The sequence below is a fragment of the Lacinutrix sp. MEBiC02404 genome (genome assembly GCF_053601575.1).
In genome coordinates, this window is record NZ_JBSHNV010000206.1 from 317,104 (window position 1) to 335,284 (window position 18,181).

The 18,181-nt window shown below is 31.4% G+C and carries 22 protein-coding genes and 1 other RNA gene; 3 read left to right on the forward strand and 20 right to left on the reverse strand.

The genetic code is table 11. The features are described from left to right. Positions 1-32 precede the first annotated feature (32 nt). The 3 genes from kdsB to ACVCXO_RS13680 form a co-directional block, all read right to left on the reverse strand. Positions 33-761 (reverse strand): 3-deoxy-manno-octulosonate cytidylyltransferase, encoded by a 729-nt coding sequence (kdsB, locus tag ACVCXO_RS13670; protein ID WP_452230146.1) that lies wholly within the window; start codon positions 759-761, stop codon positions 33-35. A 45-nt stretch (positions 762-806) separates the two neighbouring features. Then, positions 807-1,373, reverse strand: coding sequence for a DUF4126 domain-containing protein (locus tag ACVCXO_RS13675; protein ID WP_452230147.1), 567 nt, complete (start codon positions 1,371-1,373; stop codon positions 807-809). 146 nt (positions 1,374-1,519) lie between these two features. Then, on the reverse strand, positions 1,520-2,971 hold the full coding sequence (locus ACVCXO_RS13680) for an ATP-dependent DNA helicase (protein ID WP_452230148.1): 1,452 nt from the start codon (positions 2,969-2,971) through the stop codon (positions 1,520-1,522). 125 nt (positions 2,972-3,096) lie between these two features. Between ACVCXO_RS13680 and ACVCXO_RS13685 the strand changes: the two genes are divergently transcribed. Genes ACVCXO_RS13685 through rsmD form a run of 3 tightly spaced genes read left to right on the forward strand, consistent with a single transcriptional unit; the run spans position 3,097 to position 5,172 of the window. Beyond that, positions 3,097-3,825: a hypothetical protein gene (locus tag ACVCXO_RS13685; protein WP_452230149.1), complete on the forward strand. Its 729-nt coding sequence runs from the start codon at positions 3,097-3,099 to the stop codon at positions 3,823-3,825. Continuing rightward, positions 3,809-4,633 (forward strand): DUF3822 family protein, encoded by an 825-nt coding sequence (locus tag ACVCXO_RS13690; RefSeq protein WP_452230150.1) that lies wholly within the window; start codon positions 3,809-3,811, stop codon positions 4,631-4,633. Before ACVCXO_RS13685 ends, ACVCXO_RS13690 begins: the two co-directional genes overlap by 17 nt. Further along, positions 4,624-5,172, forward strand: a complete 549-nt coding sequence (gene rsmD / locus ACVCXO_RS13695) for a 16S rRNA (guanine(966)-N(2))-methyltransferase RsmD (RefSeq protein WP_452230151.1) — start codon at positions 4,624-4,626, stop codon at positions 5,170-5,172. The genes ACVCXO_RS13690 and rsmD overlap by 10 nt, the downstream gene beginning before the upstream one ends. A gap of 340 nt (positions 5,173-5,512) precedes the next feature. Here rsmD and rnpB read toward each other — a convergent pair. The 17 genes from rnpB to ribB all read right to left on the reverse strand — a co-directional run bounded on the left by rnpB (position 5,513) and on the right by ribB (position 18,074). Then, positions 5,513-5,828: RNase P RNA component class A (gene rnpB, locus ACVCXO_RS13700), an RNA gene on the reverse strand. An 88-nt stretch (positions 5,829-5,916) separates the two neighbouring features. Then, a complete protein-coding gene (locus ACVCXO_RS13705; RefSeq protein WP_452230152.1) occupies positions 5,917-6,261 on the reverse strand; it encodes a hypothetical protein in 345 nt (114 codons plus the stop codon). Between the two features lie 434 nt (positions 6,262-6,695). Next, the gene (locus ACVCXO_RS13710) at positions 6,696-6,962 is read right to left on the reverse strand and encodes a DUF4386 family protein (protein ID WP_452230153.1); all 267 of its coding nucleotides are present in this window, start codon (positions 6,960-6,962) and stop codon (positions 6,696-6,698) included. Between the two features lie 109 nt (positions 6,963-7,071). Then, positions 7,072-7,734: a CPBP family intramembrane glutamic endopeptidase gene (locus tag ACVCXO_RS13715; RefSeq protein ID WP_452230154.1), complete on the reverse strand. Its 663-nt coding sequence runs from the start codon at positions 7,732-7,734 to the stop codon at positions 7,072-7,074. Between the two features lie 91 nt (positions 7,735-7,825). Then, the gene (locus ACVCXO_RS13720) at positions 7,826-8,695 is read right to left on the reverse strand and encodes a LytR/AlgR family response regulator transcription factor (RefSeq protein WP_452230155.1); all 870 of its coding nucleotides are present in this window, start codon (positions 8,693-8,695) and stop codon (positions 7,826-7,828) included. 91 nt (positions 8,696-8,786) lie between these two features. Then, positions 8,787-9,254: a hypothetical protein gene (locus tag ACVCXO_RS13725; protein ID WP_452230156.1), complete on the reverse strand. Its 468-nt coding sequence runs from the start codon at positions 9,252-9,254 to the stop codon at positions 8,787-8,789. 323 nt (positions 9,255-9,577) lie between these two features. Continuing rightward, the gene (locus tag ACVCXO_RS13730) at positions 9,578-10,555 is read right to left on the reverse strand and encodes a hypothetical protein (RefSeq protein WP_452230157.1); all 978 of its coding nucleotides are present in this window, start codon (positions 10,553-10,555) and stop codon (positions 9,578-9,580) included. Between the two features lie 126 nt (positions 10,556-10,681). Continuing rightward, entirely contained in the window at positions 10,682-11,830 is a 1,149-nt protein-coding gene (locus ACVCXO_RS13735) for a hypothetical protein (protein WP_452230158.1), read from the reverse strand. Positions 11,831-11,920: 90 nt separating this feature from the next. Then, complete coding sequence (locus ACVCXO_RS13740; protein ID WP_452230159.1) at positions 11,921-12,493, reverse strand: Crp/Fnr family transcriptional regulator; 573 nt, start codon at positions 12,491-12,493, stop codon at positions 11,921-11,923. Between the two features lie 388 nt (positions 12,494-12,881). After that, the gene (locus ACVCXO_RS13745; RefSeq protein ID WP_452230160.1) at positions 12,882-14,117 is read right to left on the reverse strand and encodes an ATP-binding cassette domain-containing protein; all 1,236 of its coding nucleotides are present in this window, start codon (positions 14,115-14,117) and stop codon (positions 12,882-12,884) included. 146 nt (positions 14,118-14,263) lie between these two features. After that, a complete protein-coding gene (locus tag ACVCXO_RS13750; protein ID WP_452230161.1) occupies positions 14,264-14,758 on the reverse strand; it encodes a PPC domain-containing DNA-binding protein in 495 nt (164 codons plus the stop codon). A gap of 25 nt (positions 14,759-14,783) precedes the next feature. Continuing rightward, positions 14,784-14,963, reverse strand: a complete 180-nt coding sequence (locus ACVCXO_RS13755) for an antibiotic biosynthesis monooxygenase family protein (RefSeq protein WP_452230187.1) — start codon at positions 14,961-14,963, stop codon at positions 14,784-14,786. After that, positions 14,924-15,061, reverse strand: coding sequence for a hypothetical protein (locus tag ACVCXO_RS13760; RefSeq protein WP_452230162.1), 138 nt, complete (start codon positions 15,059-15,061; stop codon positions 14,924-14,926). Before ACVCXO_RS13760 ends, ACVCXO_RS13755 begins: the two co-directional genes overlap by 40 nt. A gap of 264 nt (positions 15,062-15,325) precedes the next feature. Then, a complete protein-coding gene (locus tag ACVCXO_RS13765; protein WP_452230163.1) occupies positions 15,326-16,015 on the reverse strand; it encodes a metallophosphoesterase family protein in 690 nt (229 codons plus the stop codon). Positions 16,016-16,073: 58 nt separating this feature from the next. Beyond that, positions 16,074-16,817 (reverse strand): hypothetical protein, encoded by a 744-nt coding sequence (locus ACVCXO_RS13770; RefSeq protein ID WP_452230164.1) that lies wholly within the window; start codon positions 16,815-16,817, stop codon positions 16,074-16,076. 12 nt (positions 16,818-16,829) lie between these two features. Continuing rightward, positions 16,830-17,411: a Crp/Fnr family transcriptional regulator gene (locus tag ACVCXO_RS13775; RefSeq protein WP_452230165.1), complete on the reverse strand. Its 582-nt coding sequence runs from the start codon at positions 17,409-17,411 to the stop codon at positions 16,830-16,832. Then, the gene (ribB, locus tag ACVCXO_RS13780; protein ID WP_452230166.1) at positions 17,412-18,074 is read right to left on the reverse strand and encodes a 3,4-dihydroxy-2-butanone-4-phosphate synthase; all 663 of its coding nucleotides are present in this window, start codon (positions 18,072-18,074) and stop codon (positions 17,412-17,414) included. Between the last annotated feature and the right edge of the window lie 107 nt (positions 18,075-18,181).

Below are 18,181 nucleotides of genomic sequence, written 5' to 3' on the forward strand. Positions count from 1 at the left end.
TCCAGGTTACAACTACTAGTATTCTTTTGTAATTACTTCCAGAGCTTTTTTGCTCTTTCTAAATCTTCAGGCGTATCAATTTCAACACCTTCGACATCTGTTTCCACCATTTTAATACGTTTACCATATTCTAAATAACGAATACATTCAATTTTTTCTGAAGCCTCTAATGGTAACATTGGTAATCTGTAAAAATCTAATAATGCTTCCTTTCTAAACGCATAAACACCTTTATGTTTATAATACTTTGCGCCAACATCTGTTGCTCTAGGAAACGGAATTGGGCTTCGTGAAAAATACAAAGCAAAATTATTTTGATCTACGATTACTTTTACGGTATTCGAATTTTTAATTTCTTCTTCATCTGTAATATGCACCATTAAAGAAGCTAAATCGACTTGTTTCTCTTTATCTTCTTTAAAAACTTGGATTAGTTTTTTTAAGGAAGCGACTTCCGTAAACGGTTCGTCACCTTGCACATTTACAACAATATCTATATCTAGATTCTCTACCGCTTCGGCAATTCTATCGCTACCACATTCATGCTCCTTTATGCTCATGATTGCTTTACCTCCATGACTTGTAATTTCTTTAAAGATAATTTCGCTATCGGTTACCACAAAAACATCATCAAATAGATTGGTTGCTTTAGTCGCTTCGTAGGTACGAAGAATAACGGTTTTACCATTCAGATCTTGCATGAGCTTACCTGGAAAACGAGAAGCACTATAACGTGCAGGAATCATGGAAATTATTTTCATATATACTATTAATCTTATTACAAAAATATAACTTTTTAAATAGATTTAAGCCTTCCTAGATTTAAACTTTTTATAAACTCTAAAAATTATAAACAGCACAATAACAACAAGTATAAAGGCCAAAACGGGAATAAATACAGAGAGGATAGACATAATAATTGCTGTTCCTGTTTCTAAAGTTGAGATTACAGGATTTGCCAAACTAGCAGTTGTGGTTGTAGACGCTAATCTTGTAACACTGGAGGTTCCTGCTATTGCGGCAGCGGTTCCTCCACCTGCTATAATTGCTAAAGCCCAAGTTATAGCAGGACTTAAATCTGCAACCGTAGAAACCATAACTGCGGTTCCTGCAATTGCGGCTAAAGGTACTGCGATAGTATCTAACAGATTATCTACAAGCGGAATGTAATAGGCAAAAATCTCGACTATAGTTGCCACACCAAGTGTTATTACGGCTGTTAAACTACCAATCCAAAGCCAAGATTCATTCAATTCCCAAACATTAAAATGTGCCGCTAAACTTAGTGCGAATAATGGAACAAAGACCCTAAATCCAACAGATGCTGCAAGACCTACTCCTAAAAATATACTTAAAATAGCTTCTGTTCCCATCTATCCCTTTGTGGCATTTTAACTCTTAGTTAATATTTATTTATTTGAATCGTTGAAACTTCGATTTCCCAAAAGGAAGAAGTCTTATTTATATTACTATTACTAGAAAATATTTTATTCTAAAATCTACAATCTTTGGTCTTTAGTTATCTGTCATCTGTCTTCCAGCTTTCATCTTCTACAAAAAACTCCTCTTTAAAACCGATAAGATACAATTTTTCTTTAGCTCTTGTAACTGCGGTGTATAGCCAACGTAGATAATCTCTATTAATACCATCTGGTAAATATGGTTGCTCTACAAAAACAGTATTCCATTGTCCACCTTGTGATTTATGACAAGTAATTGCATACGAGAATTTTACTTGTAAGGCATTAAAATGTTTGTTTCCTTTAATTTTTAAAAACCGTTTATAGTTACTGGTTTCGTCGGCAAAATCTTTTTGTACTTCTTGGTATAATCGGTTGGAATCTTCATAAGCCAACGAAGGTGTTTCCGCAGAAATAGTATCTAAAAGTAAAACCGTTTCAAAAGGAATCATATTAGGATAATCTACCATACGTACTTTTACTTCCGCGAAGCGAAAACCATATAATTCTTGAATCGAGAATATTTCTAAAACTTCAATAATATCGCCATTTGCAATAAAACCAGCTTCGGTTGTTGGCTTAATCCAAAAATAATTATTTTTAACAACCATGAGATAATCCCCTGCAGAAAGTTCATTTTCATTAAATAAAATACGCTCTCTAATTTGTTGGTTATACATATTTGCGCGCTTGTTACTTCTAACAATAATGGCAGTTTCTTCGTTTCCTAAGTTGCTATAAGAATCGTTAATAGCGTCCATAATTTCATAACCATCCACCAAACGAACAATGTCTGTAAAGGTTTTTAAATCAAATTTAAAGGTTTCCGCGAAAGCACTAGATATGGCCTCACGCAAAATGGTAGCGTTTTCTAATATTCCAGAATCTTGTCCTTGACGTACTACTTCGTCTAATTCCATTCTAGTCACCTCTTTATTATAATTTAGACTCAATGTGTTTTCGTCTAAAGCGGGACTTAAATCTAATTTCACCGGTGGTAACTGTGCCGTATCCCCGATTAGTAATAATTTACATTGTTGCCCAGAATACACGTATTGCATTAAATCGTCCAGCAAGGATCCGTTTTCAAAAAGTTTAGAATCTCCAGGAGTATCTGGAATCATAGAAGCTTCATCTACGATGAAAATGGTATTTTTATGTTTATTTGGTTGCAAAACAAATTTCACGCCTCCACCTTTATCTTTTTTTGGAAAATAGATTTTTTTATGAATGGTAAATGCTACTTTTTTAGAATAATTAGAGATTACTTTTGCTGCCCGACCTGTTGGTGCCATTAGCACAGCACTTTTATTTGCTTTCCCTAAATGTGTCACAATAGTACCAATTATAGTAGTTTTACCGGTTCCCGCATACCCTTTTAGTAAATAAAGGGCATTTGGTCTTTCCGAAAAAATAAACTCAGAAAGTTGCAATAAAACAATATCTTGTTTTGGAGTCGGTTTAAACGGAAACTGCTGTTTTACAAGGGAATAAAATTGGGAAGCATTCATTAATTATGGCGGTCTAATAAAATTTCCTCAAATATAGTGATGATTTTTATGCACTTTGGTTTTAACGATTAAAAAAAAATTGTAGATTTGCGAAAGACCTTTATTAAAATTTAATTAATCATACTATGAAATTAATACTAATTGCGATTGCAGTAATTCTTGTAACTATTGGATTGGTTTGGCTTATAGATAAGTTTATTCCATCTAAGTTAAGACCAGTTTTAATGATAGCTCTTTGGGCTTTAATAGCCTTTTTAGGTTACCAAACTTTTAATTCTATCTATGAACCTATTAAATTTAATAAAGTAAAAGAAAAACGTTACGCTGCCGTAATTGAAAAAATGGTAGATGTTAGAGATGCACAGTTAGCACACAGACAAGTTATTGGTAATTTTGCTCCTAACTTTGAAAACTTAATCAAATTTATAGATACTGCAAAGTTTACTATTACACAACGAAGAATAGAAACGGTTATAGATGTGGAAAGAACAAAAGCTTTTGGTGGTGTTGAAACCATGAAAGATATTACTGTTATTGATACATTAGGTTATGTTTCTGTAAAAGATTCGTTATTTAAAAAATCAGATAGATATAAAACCATGATGAATATTAATGGTGCCAAAATTGAAATGAAAGCTGGTTTACTTGGTGAAGAAGGAGAAAATAAAATCCCAGTTTTTGAAGCAAAATTATTAAAGAACGTAATTTTAGCCGATCAAAACAAAGATTTATTAGCGCAAGAAAACGAAACAATTTCTGTAGATGGTGTTAATGGAGATGCGATTAGAGTTGGATCTTTAAATGAAATAAATACTAGTGGTAACTGGCCAAAAACTTATGGCGACAGCGAGTAATAAAACAAACATACTAATTAACCAAGAGTTGTCCATTCAAATAAGTTTGAATGGACTTTCTTTTTGTATACTTCAAAGAGATACAAATACCATTGGTTATTTAAAGCATTTTGAGGTTACTCAAAAACAAACCCCTTTTCAAGTATTAGACGCGTTAAAAAAAATATTTAAAAACACAGAAGCGCTACAAACCCCTTTTAGCACTATACACGTTATTTATATAAACGAACTGGCTACACTTGTACCAAAACCGCTATTCAACGAAAATGTCATTGCAGACTACTTAAAATTTAATTCTAAAATTCTGCAAACCGATTTTATTGCACATGATGCTATTGCAATAAATGATAGTGTAAATGTTTATGTACCTTACATGAATATTAATAATTATTTATACGAAAGGTTTGGCACCTTTGCATACAAGCATTTTTCTACGGTTTTAATAGAAGAAATTTTACAAACCGAAAAACATGCACTAGACCAAAAAATGTATGTGCATGTAAATAAAACCCATTTTGAAATTGTAGTAACCACAAAAGGAAATTTAACACTTTACAATACTTTTACGTATACTTCGAAAGAAGATTTTATATACTATATTCTCTTTACAGCAGAACAATTACAATTGAATCCGGAAACACTAACACTAGTACTTTTGGGTACTATTATTGAAAAGGATACATTGTACAACATGGTATATAAGTATATAAGACATATACAATTTGGGAAGCCAAACACGAATTACCTAGTAGCAGAAGAAACAAAACATTCTAATTATATTTTAAAGCATAGCTTTTCATGCGAATAATTTCAGGAACATACAAAGGCAGAAGAATAACTGCACCAAAAAAATTACCGATTAGACCAACCACAGACATGGCTAAGGAATCTCTATTCAATATCTTAAATAACCAATATTATTTTGATGATGTATCGGTATTAGATTTATTTAGCGGAAGCGGAAACATAAGCTATGAATTTGCCTCTAGAGGAACAAAAGACATTACCAGTGTAGATGCCCATTTTGGTTGTATTAAGTTTATAAACGAAACGGCGGAAGCTTTTAACATGGAAATACAAACTATAAAAAGTGATGTATTTACCTACTTAGCAAAAACAACTACAAAACATACTATTATTTTTGCAGATCCTCCTTATGATTTTCCTGTAGAAAAATTTTCTAAAATACCGGAACTAATTTTTCAAAACGGCTTATTAGAAGAAGAAGGTTTATTAATAATAGAACACTCTAAACATACCGATTTATCCAACTTGCAAAATTACTCGCATTCTAAAAGTTACGGTGGAAACATGTTTAGTTTTTTTGCACTGCCTAAGGCAGATTAGGCAAAATCTTACTCTTGTCAATAAAAAATATAAAAAACAAAGCCCCTTACTCACGTAAAGGGCTTGTTTAATGAAGTAAATTTATACGTCAAATTTTGTCTTTATTTTCTTACGTATAAATACTGAAAATCAACAATTTGCACTTCTTGTATTCATCTATTTACTATCTTGTACTAAGCAATTATTAAAAACAAGGAAAGCGGAACTAAGAATTATATTTGGTTTCTTTTTTTTACAAGGGTTTTTCACTAATAAATTAAAAAAATAAAGTAATTCCTTCCAAGGAATAGTTGATTTTATAGCAAAAAACAAAGCCCTTTACTCACGTAAAGGGCTTGTTTGATTAAGTAAATCTATAAGCCGAATTTTGTGCTTTTTCTAAAAGAAAAAGTCCTTATCATTTATCTACGTGCATTGTTACCAATACACTTTAGCTGCCTACCCTCTAACATCGCGCGTGTACGCTCAAACATTAGTTTACATGACATTGCACCACATAGAGTTTACCTGGTTTCACTACAGCATTACCTGTACATACTTTCTGTTGCACTTTTCCTAATCTCACGACTGGTGGCTGTTAACCACTATGTTACACTATGGTGTTCGGACTTTCCTCTAATTTAATAAATTAAAATAGCGATAAGGCGAATTACTTGCTGCAAAACTACAACAAACAATTTTATGTTTTTAATGGAAAAGTACTTTTATTTAAGAAGTTTGTCTGCTAATTAACTCCTTTATTAATTAATCAAAAGTTGGAAAGAAGTAAAGAAATGGATAAAAGAATGTCACAGCGCAATAAAGAAGTAATCCAAACACATAAAATCCAAATCTATATTTAAAAAACTTCACCGTACTACTATAATAATACAAATTAATAATTTCAATTAAAATACCACTTGAATAAAGAATATTAGCGAGGATAGCCCAAATTAAAATTCCCATTATTTCTATAATTCCAAAAAAGTAAGGAGATACTACAATTAAGGATAATACTCCAGATAGACCAACAGCAATATTAAAAATAATTCGTTTTTTTTCCCACCAAAATATTGTTTCGTTCAGAAGATTCCAGTCTATTTTTTTCATATATTTTTCATTTTACTAGCATTTTTTTTATTCCTATACCTGTTATAGAAGATTAGAAATTATAGATTTTAAGGTTCCTAATACCACGGAAAAAACAATAATTATTACCGATAATCTATAGGTGTAATTTTCTTTTTTGTCTTTATAGGTTGCGATGTGTAAAAAGTAAGGTAAAAATATCAGTAAAAAAGGAGCTACAAAAATGCGACTTAAACTTTGGTCCACTCCTCGATATATTAAATAAAGCATTCCAAAAAGCAGAAGAGAAATAATAAATCCAAGAAGGAAGTCCTTATTTTTAATTTTATTTAGTCTCCAAAATTTGATTACTTTAATAAGTGAGTCGATGAAAACAGCTAAAATCAGACAAAAAAATATTAATCCAGGTACCGTAAAATATAAGGGTAGAAATTTTATCATTAATATAGAAAAGATTAATTTTTAAATGAATTACGCACATTATTTTGGTGTTTTTCCCTTCCTCCTTTCATTAGAAGCCAAATTGCTAATCTGAGTTCACCAAGTGCCATTGGTAAAGCTAATACCATTTCTAATTTTGTTACCAATACGGAACTCCCATTACTCCATTTTAGAATAGATATCATACTATAAGATATGACAGTGAATAAAGCAAGATACGATAGTATTTTCGGAATTATTTGATGTAGCCTCATTAAAATTCCAATCAAAAATAGGTGCAATCCAAAAGCATTACTCCACTACTCCATATTAGTTGAAAGGATTTCAAATAAGCGCTTGGTCCAAAGACAAATGATAACTTCAAGTTGCAGGTGTAGTAACTTGGAATCGTTATGCCAAACCGAAGTAAATGCAAATTAAAGCAATGGTGTCAAAAAAACCATGTACAGCAACAATAAACCACAAATCGTATTTACGCAAATAGAATATCAGGGCTAAGAGTGCTCCGACAATCCCTGTAACAAGTTGTCCTGTAATTCCTTGTTGACTATGCATAAAACCAAAGAAACAAGCAAATAGGACAATATTAAGCACAATGCTGACTTTGCTTTCTCCAAAGAATTTTACAAACTGTCGCATAAAATAACCTCGAAAGATAATTTCTTCTCCAAACGCTGTAGCACTCCACACTAATAACAAAGCAATTAAACAGACTGGGAGATTTCCTCTCAATTGGTCAAAACTTGAATAATCTATGGGAGCTCCTGTGAGTTTTGTAATTCCGGGGACCAATGCAAAAACATAAAAAGCAAAGAGTCCTAGCGCAACTAATGGAGCAAGTACGAAGATGTTTTTGAATGTGAATTTTTCACGTTGAAATCCAAGTGCTGAAAATGGTTTTTCTTTGTATTCTATAAAATTCGCTATAATGATTAATATAGAAATAATGATATTTTCTATGTAACCAATACGTATTGGTCCAAACCATAAAAAACAGATGATTGTAAAAGTAATTAACGGAATTAATATTTGTCTTAAGGTAATTTTATTCATTGCTTTCTTATTTTAAATTCGAAGCGAAATAATGAACAAATTCTCTGAAAACCCTTTAATATACTTATGTTTTTACTGAGTGGTAGTTAATTTATAACTGAATAGTCGATAGTTTTGGTGTTTTTTTTTGAAACCAATCTATAAAAGCTTTTCGCTTGTAACGACTGATATTGATTTCAGCAATCGTATCGTTTACAGTAGAAACTTTTAATCGAATACGCAGCTTTCCATTTTCAATTTTTTCCATTTGGGCTACAGCATCTTTGTGAATGATAATTTGTCGATTGGCTCTAAAAAACAATTGATCGTTTACTTTTTCTTCGAGCTCGTTCAATGTAAAATCGGTGTTAATTGTTGTGCCATCCTTTTGAACAGCATACACAATTTTGTTTTCGCTGTAAAAGCACGCAATATTTTGATAGTTAAGCTTCGTTATTTTTGCGCCACTTTCAATTGTAATTTCAGCATCTTTTATGGATAACCTATATAAATTGTATATGTCTTGTGCATACCATAAACCTATGAGAATAAAACTCAATAATAAGGTAATTAGCAATCCAATTAATAAATAATAAAACTCTGACTGTCCGCCTGCAACTATATTGAAAATAATATTTACCGGAAAATACAAGATTGTAATATATCCTAGAGTAGAAGCCATAAACCATAGGATAGTGACAATTTCTACTTTTTTAGAGAAATACTTTTTCTTGTAAAATGTAAAATTAAGATGTGCTATGATTCCAAATAGAATACATAAAACAATAGACGACAGAAAACCTTCTATGGGGAATCTATACGACTCACTATCTGGAAAACTATCGCGTGTTGCTAAATGATTTACCATTAAAAAGAAAATTATTAATACCATTGCTTTCTGAAACCAACGCCATGCCGAACTACTAATCCATGTATGCCATACTGTTTTTACTATATTCTTAGCTGGTTGTGTATTACTCATGTATTAGAAACTCTTTTTTTTTATCAGAAGGTGTTTGAATTAGAATACTTTATGTTTTTTTTTACCATTACTGCTTAAACTACGCATTATTTTATACGGTGTTCTGCAACGTTTTTATTCCGATTATATCAGTCAATTTATTTATTGCGTTTTTTGAAACAAATCTAAATCCTAATTCTAGAATAAACCTCATAACTAATAGTGTCATAACAAGGTGGAATACTAGTTCAAAGTCCGTTCGGAGTATTGCTGTAATTATTCCATAAATCGCAAACAGAACTATCGCAATAAAAATGATTTTAATAATTCTACCTGTCCGAATTTTTAACGTTCCTTTTCCGTTTTCTAATTTTCCATTTAGAACACAAAATTCTCCCATTAATTTTTTTGAAAGTTTTACTTCAAATTCATTCGTTTCAATTTTTCCAATGAATGATTGATTATTCCAACTAGTAACAAACTGTTCTTTCGATAATGTTTGATTTTTTAATTCCGAAAGCGCTAACGAACTATCTTTATTTAATTCGATAGAATAGTCTTTCTCGGGAAATATTTTCATTCCGTTTTGTGTTTTTTGACATCATTTGCCCTAAAGGTCTTGTGTATGATTATGTTTTGTTTTGGAGAACTAAAATAGCAAAAGAAAATGAGCCAGAAAAAGTTCTGAAAGAATTTTCCAAATAGGCGAGAACCCAGGAATTAAATATATATGGTGTTGGCCGTAGTTTCTATTCTTCGAATTATTATTTCTATTAGGCCTTTCTTTCAAATATACTTTTGTTTATGATTTTATTTTTATTTCTTTTAGAATTTAAAAAAATAATCCTTTCATTTTTTATGAAAGGATTATGATCGTAATTGTTTCATTATAATAATCTACTTCTATTGATTTAAATAGACTATTTCGTGTAGGCCATCTGTATGATACGTTTTTGTTTCACCATTTCTTGTTACAATCAACTCTTCTTTTGCAGTATATCTATAAGCATCTTCACCTTTAGCGATTTCAGATTTCTCTATCATTACAATCTTTTCTAGTTTAACATTTGCAATAAAACTAAAATCCCCTTTTGTTCCTTTTAATGTAAAATCTTTAGCAAAGGTATATCCCATTGTTTCTTCGGTCATAATCGCATTGATAATACCCTCAGTTTTACTTATATGGTTTGGACCATCAAATGGATCTGTAGGTGTCATTATTAAGCTCTTTTCATCTGTAACTAAGGCCACAGAACTAGCAATTTCACCATCTAAACCTATCATCATTGAATAATCAATTGAGATGGCTGGCGTATGGATTTTTCCCCAATACCAATTCTTAAACGCACCTGCTAAACTTTTCTCTCCCCAGTTATGGTCATGATAGCCAATACCCTTAACTTTAATAGCGTCTCCTCCTTTGTATAATTCTCCTTCTATTGGTCCGGAAGGAACAGCTACTGTCCATCCCATTGGAACCGGGTATCCTTCTGTTGTAAATGGGTGATTCTTTTTCTTTAATTTTAATTTAGCACCATACCCATCAATCATAGTATAAAGCTCATAATGATCGCCACAATCTTTACAATACTCTTCACCAAGTGTAACATCACACTTTTCATAACTAGTGGATACATCCTCCTCTTTGTATAATTTTATTTTGCTAATTTCTGGTTGCCCGTGCGGATATATATTTAATCTAACAGACGGTTGTCTTGGGTTTAATCGAGTATCGTTAAGAGAATACATAACTACAAAATGATCTCCATTGTCAAAATGTGCATCAAAGTACCACCAATCAAAAGATTCTTCTCTGTTTGTTACTGGAAAAGCAATATGTGTTGCGTCTGCTTTTGTGTAATTAATTTCTTTTTTTTCCATAATATTTAGCTTTTAAATGGTTGTTATAGCTTTATCTTGTTTAAGATATTAATTTTTAGATTTATTGTGTTAAGTTATTGAATAGAGGTAAAAGTCCTATGGTTTTTATACACGGTTTGCAGTCTATTATTTTCCAACAGGATTCCCAAAATACATTAATTCCCAAACGGCTTTATTACTGGTGTACTTCTCTATTAAATTACCTGATTTGAAAACTCTTATTTCTGCTTTTCCAGTAAACCTAAAGTATGCAGGATCCATACTTGTAAGCATTTTTGCAAGTCTATATTTAAGCCCATGACCAACTGATGCCGCAATTAAATCTACTTCAACAATAGTATTTTTTCTAAAAAGTGAATATTCATACCTGCATTCACTTTGAGGATCATCATAAATAAAAATTAAATCGTCACTTACCTCTTTTTTTAATGTTGGATGCTCTTTGCCATACGTTCTATATAGGGTTACTAATTCACCATCATCAACAACTGTTTCTCCATCCTTAGAAATATTAAAAGTAATTATATTGTCATTATTAAATTCTTTTTCAGATATCATTTCTGAAGCAATTACGGTATAAGGGCCAACTTCAGCTCTAGACCAATACCAATGGTTAAAAATTTCCATCATAGAGACATTTCCCCAATTATGATCGTGGTAGGCAGAACCAGCTGTTTTTGTTGTTACACCTTTGTAATCGTATTCCATTTCCATTTCACCTTGAGGTACAGGCACTACCCAATTGAATTCTTTGCTTTCGTCGGCACCAAATACCATATGTCCTGTTTTTGGTCTCCAGCTTTGCGTAGTTCTTTTTATAACGGCTGTTAAGTTTATATCTTCATTTTCTATATGAATTTTATATTCCTTTAAGTTTCCTACTACATAATTATTACCCATCTTAACATTGCACGAATCTTTTGAAGCAAAGAAATCTTCGGGGTCACAGTAAAATTTTTCTGATATTTTACTGCCGTCAGCTTTATCTATACTAACTGTTAAGTATGGATTAAAAGGTTTTTTTATGTCGGTCATAAACTTGGTGTAAAACGTCATTACAGCAGTACTTCCATCGTGCAAATGAGCATCAAAATACCACCATTCGTAACTTCCTTTATCTCCGGTTGTTCTCATTCCATCTTCCCATTTTTCAGGAATATTACCTTCTGTTAAGTTTCTTTTGTTATAGTCGTCACTAATTTTTGCTAATTTTTGACTGAATAAAAAAGTGGAAAAAAGAAGGGTTATAAGTGTAAGGCTAATTTTGATTTTCATATCCATTTGAATCAAGTTGTAATTTATAGTTCTTGTATACCACAAAAATAAATATTACTGATTCGAGTTTTATGAAACTAATTTCATGTTTTAACTAGTACGTTTTATTTTACTTAGCCATTGGGGCGTAACCCCCATAAATTCCGCTATATATTTAGATGGAACATTTTTAGTAATTGGATTGTGTTTTTCTAGAAGGTAGCTGTATAATTTATCTTTTGGTAGACCTATTAGTTTGGACTTTATTTGATTTATAAAAATGAGAGCTTCTATAATATGCGTATTACAAAATTTATCAAAAGCGTTATGTTTTGAACTCAATCTTTCTATTGTATTTCTATGAAATGCAATTACCTCAGAGTTTTTGAATGCTTTTATTTGGGTATCTGAAGGCTCTTTTGAAAAATAACTTTCTGGTTGCGTCATAAATGGATGATAATTATCAATGTGGAACGCAGTTGTTCTAAAATTTGATTTATTATCATCAAAATACTGACTTACAAATCCGCCTTTTATTACTATGTAGATATATTTACTATGTTCTCCTAGATTAAGAATATTTTCGTTTTTTTTGATTTCAATTTGTTTACCATTCAAATTTATCTCTTGAATTAAATCTTCTGATAGACCGTATTGAAGACCATGGTTTATAAGGTTTCTCATTTTTTTTTTAAAAATTATTACCAACGGTTAGTATATGGCAAGCATGGCAGTAGAAAGCGATAAACTTTCGAGTTACTCTGAGCCACATTTTTATATTTTGTTTTTAACTTATTCATCTTAAAAGCCAAATTAAAAATTTGGAGTGTTCGTATATAGGACTGAATTTTCGTAAACTCCTAATCGCCCTATTTGCTATATACAAATTGTTAGCAGTTTTTAGCGATAGTTTTATGTTCTAAAAAAGTTTTATCTGAGTAATTACAACTTTATTGAATTTAATCCATAGCTTTTTTATGTAATTTTTATTGAATTACGCTTGTCTCCTAGTTTTGAATGTGTAACTTTCTAAGTTAGCCATGTTATGAGGTTTAATTTAAAATGGCAGATGTTATTTCTGGATACCTACAGAACCATCTGGTGAGGGACAAAGCTGATAAGTAAAATCGGTTTGAATATTGGACTCCTGTCGATGGGAAACAAATAAAATACTTGTTTCACTTTCCTTTGCAATTTTATTTATTAAAGCAATAATCTGAGCTGCACCTTCATCATCTGCATGCATTAATGGTTCGTCTAAGATTAGCAAAGGCGGATGCTTAATCATAGCTCTTGCTATTAGTATCAATAGTTGAGTAGCTGATGATAATTTTAGAAAAGGGGTGCTTTTTTCTTTACTTAAATTTAGTACTTCCATCCACTTAGCTGCCGTGCTACTTTGTAAAGTAGAAGGGTTTTTGTACAAACCTATGCTGTCAAAAAATCCCGAAATAATCATTTGTTCTACGGTATGGTTTAGCTTAAATAATTCTAACATAGAAGGGCTAATATACCCAATTCGCTGTTTTATATCCCAAACACTTTCACCAGTGCCTTTTTTCTTACCAAAAAGATATACTTCCTGACCATAGCCCTTGGAGTTATTTCCATAAATCATGGATAACAGAGTGGTTTTACCAGCTCCATTCGGACCTATTAATTGCCAAAATTCGTTTTTTTTAATCGTCCAATTAATACTATTTAGAATGGGATGATCATTATAACTCACTTGTATATCCTTCAGTTCAACTAACACCTCAGGAATCTCTTTATACGCGGTTATGGATGGCGGGATTTCTTTATCAAAAAGGAAAACACTCTTTTTAAAACGATATTCCTCCATAGGTATAACTGCTTTAAGGGCGTCTTTATTAAATTCAATTACATGTGTAATTATTGGTAATAAATCCTCCTGTCTATGGACAATAAATACGGTAGGTATTTTTTTAGATAAAGATATTAATTGCTTTTTTAACATGGATACAGAAGTAATATCTAAGCCTTCGTAAGGGTTTGATAGTACTATGAAATCCGGGTTTTGTTGAAGTAAAAAAGAAAGTAATGCCTTCCTTTGCTCACCGGTAGAAAATGTTCTAAGCCTTCTATCTTTTCCCGAAGTTAATTCAAAAATATCGTGTTTTTCTTCCGCTAAAATAAATTTTTCTAAAATAGAATTTGAAAACAAAACACCTGTTTTTCCTTTTAATCCTTGTATTTTATAGAATCCACTAAGTAACCGTGGTAACCAATTATCTTGTTGTGAAAGACTAGCGTGTTCAACGGTATAATGATTATGGGATTGGTTCATGTTTTTTTTCGAATTCAGGAGGTACTTTTGTTCGTCTAATATTCATTCCTGCATTACTATTAAATTTTAATTGAAGATGCATATTTCCAAAGGCTATGCATACAGTAATTTATCCATGTTTATTACCTGTCTTCTTTTCTATGCTTCTAAAACTTGTACAAGTTTAGACCAATATTTTCATCATAATAGCGATTAACGGTACCGTCAAAACTTTCTATAACAAATTCTGCAGCTCCATTAATTTTGGCTGTAAGCAAGTGTCCCGCTAAAGCCGTGTAATCATTACGACCAAGAGTTACATGCATATGTACGTAGTGCTTATCATTTTGTTGAGATATATTGCCTGTTAAGTTGGTGATTTCCATTTGTTCGGAAAAAGTTTTATCTACAAATTCTTTAGTAGCTGGATCAAAAAATCGTAAAGTAGCTTCATTTACAGCACCAAGACCTAAAATTGTTCCTGCTTTTATATCCTGTTCTTCAACAAACGCAGTTATTGCTTTTGTAATCTCATTATGGTTTTGAATACTTACAACGTACTTGTTACCAAACTGCTTGTAAGTGTACAGTTTAGAATTTGATTGTGCGTTTGCTAGAAAAGATACTGCAAGACACAGTACTATTAAAATGGAACGTTTCATTTTGTATACTATTTTAAATTATAAATTAATAAGACGCTCTTATTATATCTATCGTTAAACTATCCGCCTTTTTTCCAAGTTCGGTTTTTAATATTAAAAAATGCTCTGTTTGATTATGAAAGTCGATCGCTTCCTGAGATTTCCATTCTTCTAAAATCAGGATCTTTAAGCTGTTATTAATATCTTCATGTAATACATACGAGATATTACCTTCCCATCGGTTACGGTTTGTAACATATTTAAAACCTCTTCCTTAAATTCGGGTTTTACAATAATTGTAGCTATAATTTTTAATTTGCTCATAATAAATACTTTTAAAATTAATTTTTCAGATATACTTTCTTTTTTAGTCTAGATCCTTAATATGAACTTTTAGTTAAGGTGGAAAAGTTCACGTTGCATTTTTTATCTTTTTCCTATTATGTAGGATGTTAGCTTAGAATGTCTTCTAAGTTATAATCCAACTCTTTTTTAATTCCCATAAACTTACTCAAAATTTCGATGTAGTAATTTTTCCTTTTTATGAAGAGTTTGAGTTAACATTTCCGGAAACTAGCTACATTTCATTTAAGGGATTAAGTGCATTCTTTCTAATTTTCCTTTTTCTATTTGTCCTTTGTTATTCGCTTTTAAAAACGCACCTGTTTCCACGTTCAAACAAGTTAACCACATGCCACCATGCGCGAAAGTATCAATACAAATGGTGTGACCAAAATCTGCTATTTTTCCATTTTTCCGAGCGGTATGTCCACAAATCACAGTTTTACTAGGGTCATAAACAGTGGGTTTTTCAAACTTCTTATGAAATAAATGATGCTCATCCTGTTCCTCTAACCGCTTGTTTTCTTCAAGTCCTGCATGAACAAATATAAATTCGTCAATTTCTAAATAGGGTAAACAAGAATCAATAAAGTTCCAATGCGTTTTATCTATCTGATGCATCCAGTTTGGGTTATCACTAATTTTATAGGAGTTTAATGTAAGTGATCCTCCATAATTTTCGAGCCAATGCGCAACTATTTCAGCTGAGGATTTGGCACGTGTCATCATGATCTCATGATTGCCAAGAATAAAATGGAAGTTGAATGTTTTGCTTTTTTCAATTAACCAATGAATAACGCCTTTACTATTAGATCCCTTATCTACGTAATCTCCAAGAAAAACTACTTGATCGTCTTCCTTTATTATTTCTTGTTGAAAAATAGTTTTTAATGCGTTTATGCTGCCATGTATATCTCCAATTGCGTAAATAGCCATAATTTTTTTTTATACCGTGTAGCCCAAAGCTTATATTATGTTGATAAGCATTAAAATTCTAGTAATTTACTTTTGACTTATTTTTTAATTTATGTTCTATGATAGGATATAGATTGTAGGTTGGATAGATTTCTGTTGTAAAAGCTTTCCATGCAGTTCTCTCAATCGCCAAATTCACAGCTGCTAATTTGGAAGCAGGGAGTTCCAATACAACCACTTGACCAAGTCCCATAACTACAAACCAATTAACTACAGAAGCACCTTCTGGAGGGAGATTTTCATAAAACCCTTGATTGGTTCTTATCTCTTCAATTTCATTTAAATTCATGCTTTGATCATGTTTAAGAAAGATTGTTAATAACAACTTATCACTCGCTTTTTTAGAGCTGGGTTTGGTATCCAGCACTACCTTTGACTTATTTTTCAACTTATGTTCTATGATAGGATACAAATTGTAAGTTGGATACATCTCTGTTGTAAAAGCCTTCCATGCGGTTCTTTCAATTGCTAAATTTACAGCGGATAATTTGGAAGCAGGAAGTTCTAATACAGCCACTTGACCAAGCCCCATAACCACAAACCAATTAACTACAGAAACACCTTCTGGAGGAAGATTTTCATAAAACCCTTGATCCATTCTTATTTCTTCAACCTCGTTCAAAGTCATGCTTTGATCATGTTTAAGGAAGATTGTCAATAACAACTTGTCATCCGCTTTTTCAGAGCTTTTAAGAGTATCAGTGGACTGCGCATGAACAAATATTTGTAGTAAGAATAATGGGAGTAATAAAGCGTATTTCATATTTTATAAATTTTATTGTAAGACTTTAGATTTTATTCTACTTAATGTTTCTTGTGATATATTTATATAAGAAGCTACTATTTTATTTGGTAACCGTTTCACAATATTTGGGTTTATTTTAAATAACTGATTATATCTTTCTGAAGCATTTAAAGTGGTAAATGACATGAGTCTCTTTGAATTATTTACATATGCTTTTTCTAAATATATATTATAAAAATCCTTCCATTTGGGAATAGCTTTCATAAGATGCCTAAAGTCATCGTGCGTAATGTATAGAAGTTCACTATCTTCAATAACTTGAATTGTTTCTTGGGCAGGTTCATTCGTTATAAAACTAACAAGTGCTGTAGCAAATTGATTTTCAAATGCAATATAACGAGTAACGTCTTTCCCTTTATCATCAATAAAAAACAACCTTAAACAACCTTTTTTCACAAAATAGCTAACCTGACTAATTTTTCCAGCAGGAAGTAAAATCTCATTTTTACTTTTTTTTATGGTTTTAAAATAAGACAAAATGATTTTTAAATCTTCATCTTCAATAGTAATATTCTTTTTTATGAAATTAGTGAGTTCGATATTATTTGTCATTTAGTTGTAGTCTCTAACAAATTTACGATAATGAATAATATCCTGTATGGATAAGACTATCAAATTATTCTCTTTACCAAATGCTGTGATTGTTGCCGAATTTGCCATTGTTCCGTCATCATTCATTAATTCGCACAGTACTGCTTCTGGTTGTAAGCCTGCTAGTTTCATTAAATCTATACTACCTTCGGTATGGCCTTTTCTTCCTAGCACGCCTTCATTATTTCCTCTCAATGGAAATATATGACCAGGTTTAGCTAAGTCATTGCTTTTAGCATTTTCATTGCAAGCAACTTGTATCGTTGTTAATCTATCTTTAGCAGAAACTCCTGTAGTTACTCCTGCTTTTGCTTCTATAGTGATTGTAAAAGGGGTTTGAAAACTACTTGTATTCTCCTTTACCATATAAGGTAAATTAAGTGCATCAGCTTTTTCATTTGTCAAACAAAGGCAAACAATACCACTACATTTTCTAATCATAAGTGCCATGTGATTGTTGGTCATGTTGTGCGCCGAAAATATCAAGTCCCCTTCATTTTCTCTGTTCTTGTCGTCAGTTAAAATAACACCATTTCCATTTCGAATATGTATTAATGCTTTTTCTAATCGTTCTATACTTTCTGTACTAGTTGTTTGTATCGTATCTAATTCTGCTAATTCCATTTTAATTTATTTATGTATTCGATTAGCAAAACTAATACTGTTTCCAACCAAACTATTTGACCTAAGTCAATAAATTAATCTATTTAATACATACTGCAGTGAACTTT

Bases quoted from the DNA above. Each gene is read 5' to 3' on its own strand.
- kdsB (WP_452230146.1), bottom strand. From the start codon at position 761: ATGAAAATAATTTCCATGATTCCTGCACGTTATAGTGCTTCTCGTTTT.
- ACVCXO_RS13675 (WP_452230147.1), bottom strand. From the start codon at position 1,373: ATGGGAACAGAAGCTATTTTAAGTATATTTTTAGGAGTAGGTCTTGCA.
- ACVCXO_RS13680 (WP_452230148.1), bottom strand. From the start codon at position 2,971: ATGAATGCTTCCCAATTTTATTCCCTTGTAAAACAGCAGTTTCCGTTT.
- ACVCXO_RS13685 (WP_452230149.1), top strand. From the start codon at position 3,097: ATGAAATTAATACTAATTGCGATTGCAGTAATTCTTGTAACTATTGGA.
- ACVCXO_RS13690 (WP_452230150.1), top strand. From the start codon at position 3,809: ATGGCGACAGCGAGTAATAAAACAAACATACTAATTAACCAAGAGTTG.
- rsmD (WP_452230151.1), top strand. From the start codon at position 4,624: ATGCGAATAATTTCAGGAACATACAAAGGCAGAAGAATAACTGCACCA.
- ACVCXO_RS13705 (WP_452230152.1), bottom strand. From the start codon at position 6,261: ATGAAAAAAATAGACTGGAATCTTCTGAACGAAACAATATTTTGGTGG.
- ACVCXO_RS13715 (WP_452230154.1), bottom strand. From the start codon at position 7,734: ATGAATAAAATTACCTTAAGACAAATATTAATTCCGTTAATTACTTTT.
- ACVCXO_RS13720 (WP_452230155.1), bottom strand. From the start codon at position 8,695: ATGAGTAATACACAACCAGCTAAGAATATAGTAAAAACAGTATGGCAT.
- ACVCXO_RS13725 (WP_452230156.1), bottom strand. From the start codon at position 9,254: ATGAAAATATTTCCCGAGAAAGACTATTCTATCGAATTAAATAAAGAT.
- ACVCXO_RS13730 (WP_452230157.1), bottom strand. From the start codon at position 10,555: ATGGAAAAAAAAGAAATTAATTACACAAAAGCAGACGCAACACATATT.
- ACVCXO_RS13735 (WP_452230158.1), bottom strand. From the start codon at position 11,830: ATGAAAATCAAAATTAGCCTTACACTTATAACCCTTCTTTTTTCCACT.
- ACVCXO_RS13740 (WP_452230159.1), bottom strand. From the start codon at position 12,493: ATGAGAAACCTTATAAACCATGGTCTTCAATACGGTCTATCAGAAGAT.
- ACVCXO_RS13745 (WP_452230160.1), bottom strand. From the start codon at position 14,117: ATGAACCAATCCCATAATCATTATACCGTTGAACACGCTAGTCTTTCA.
- ACVCXO_RS13750 (WP_452230161.1), bottom strand. From the start codon at position 14,758: ATGAAACGTTCCATTTTAATAGTACTGTGTCTTGCAGTATCTTTTCTA.
- ACVCXO_RS13760 (WP_452230162.1), bottom strand. From the start codon at position 15,061: ATGAGCAAATTAAAAATTATAGCTACAATTATTGTAAAACCCGAATTT.
- ACVCXO_RS13765 (WP_452230163.1), bottom strand. From the start codon at position 16,015: ATGGCTATTTACGCAATTGGAGATATACATGGCAGCATAAACGCATTA.
- ACVCXO_RS13770 (WP_452230164.1), bottom strand. From the start codon at position 16,817: ATGAAATACGCTTTATTACTCCCATTATTCTTACTACAAATATTTGTT.
- ACVCXO_RS13775 (WP_452230165.1), bottom strand. From the start codon at position 17,411: ATGACAAATAATATCGAACTCACTAATTTCATAAAAAAGAATATTACT.
- ribB (WP_452230166.1), bottom strand. From the start codon at position 18,074: ATGGAATTAGCAGAATTAGATACGATACAAACAACTAGTACAGAAAGT.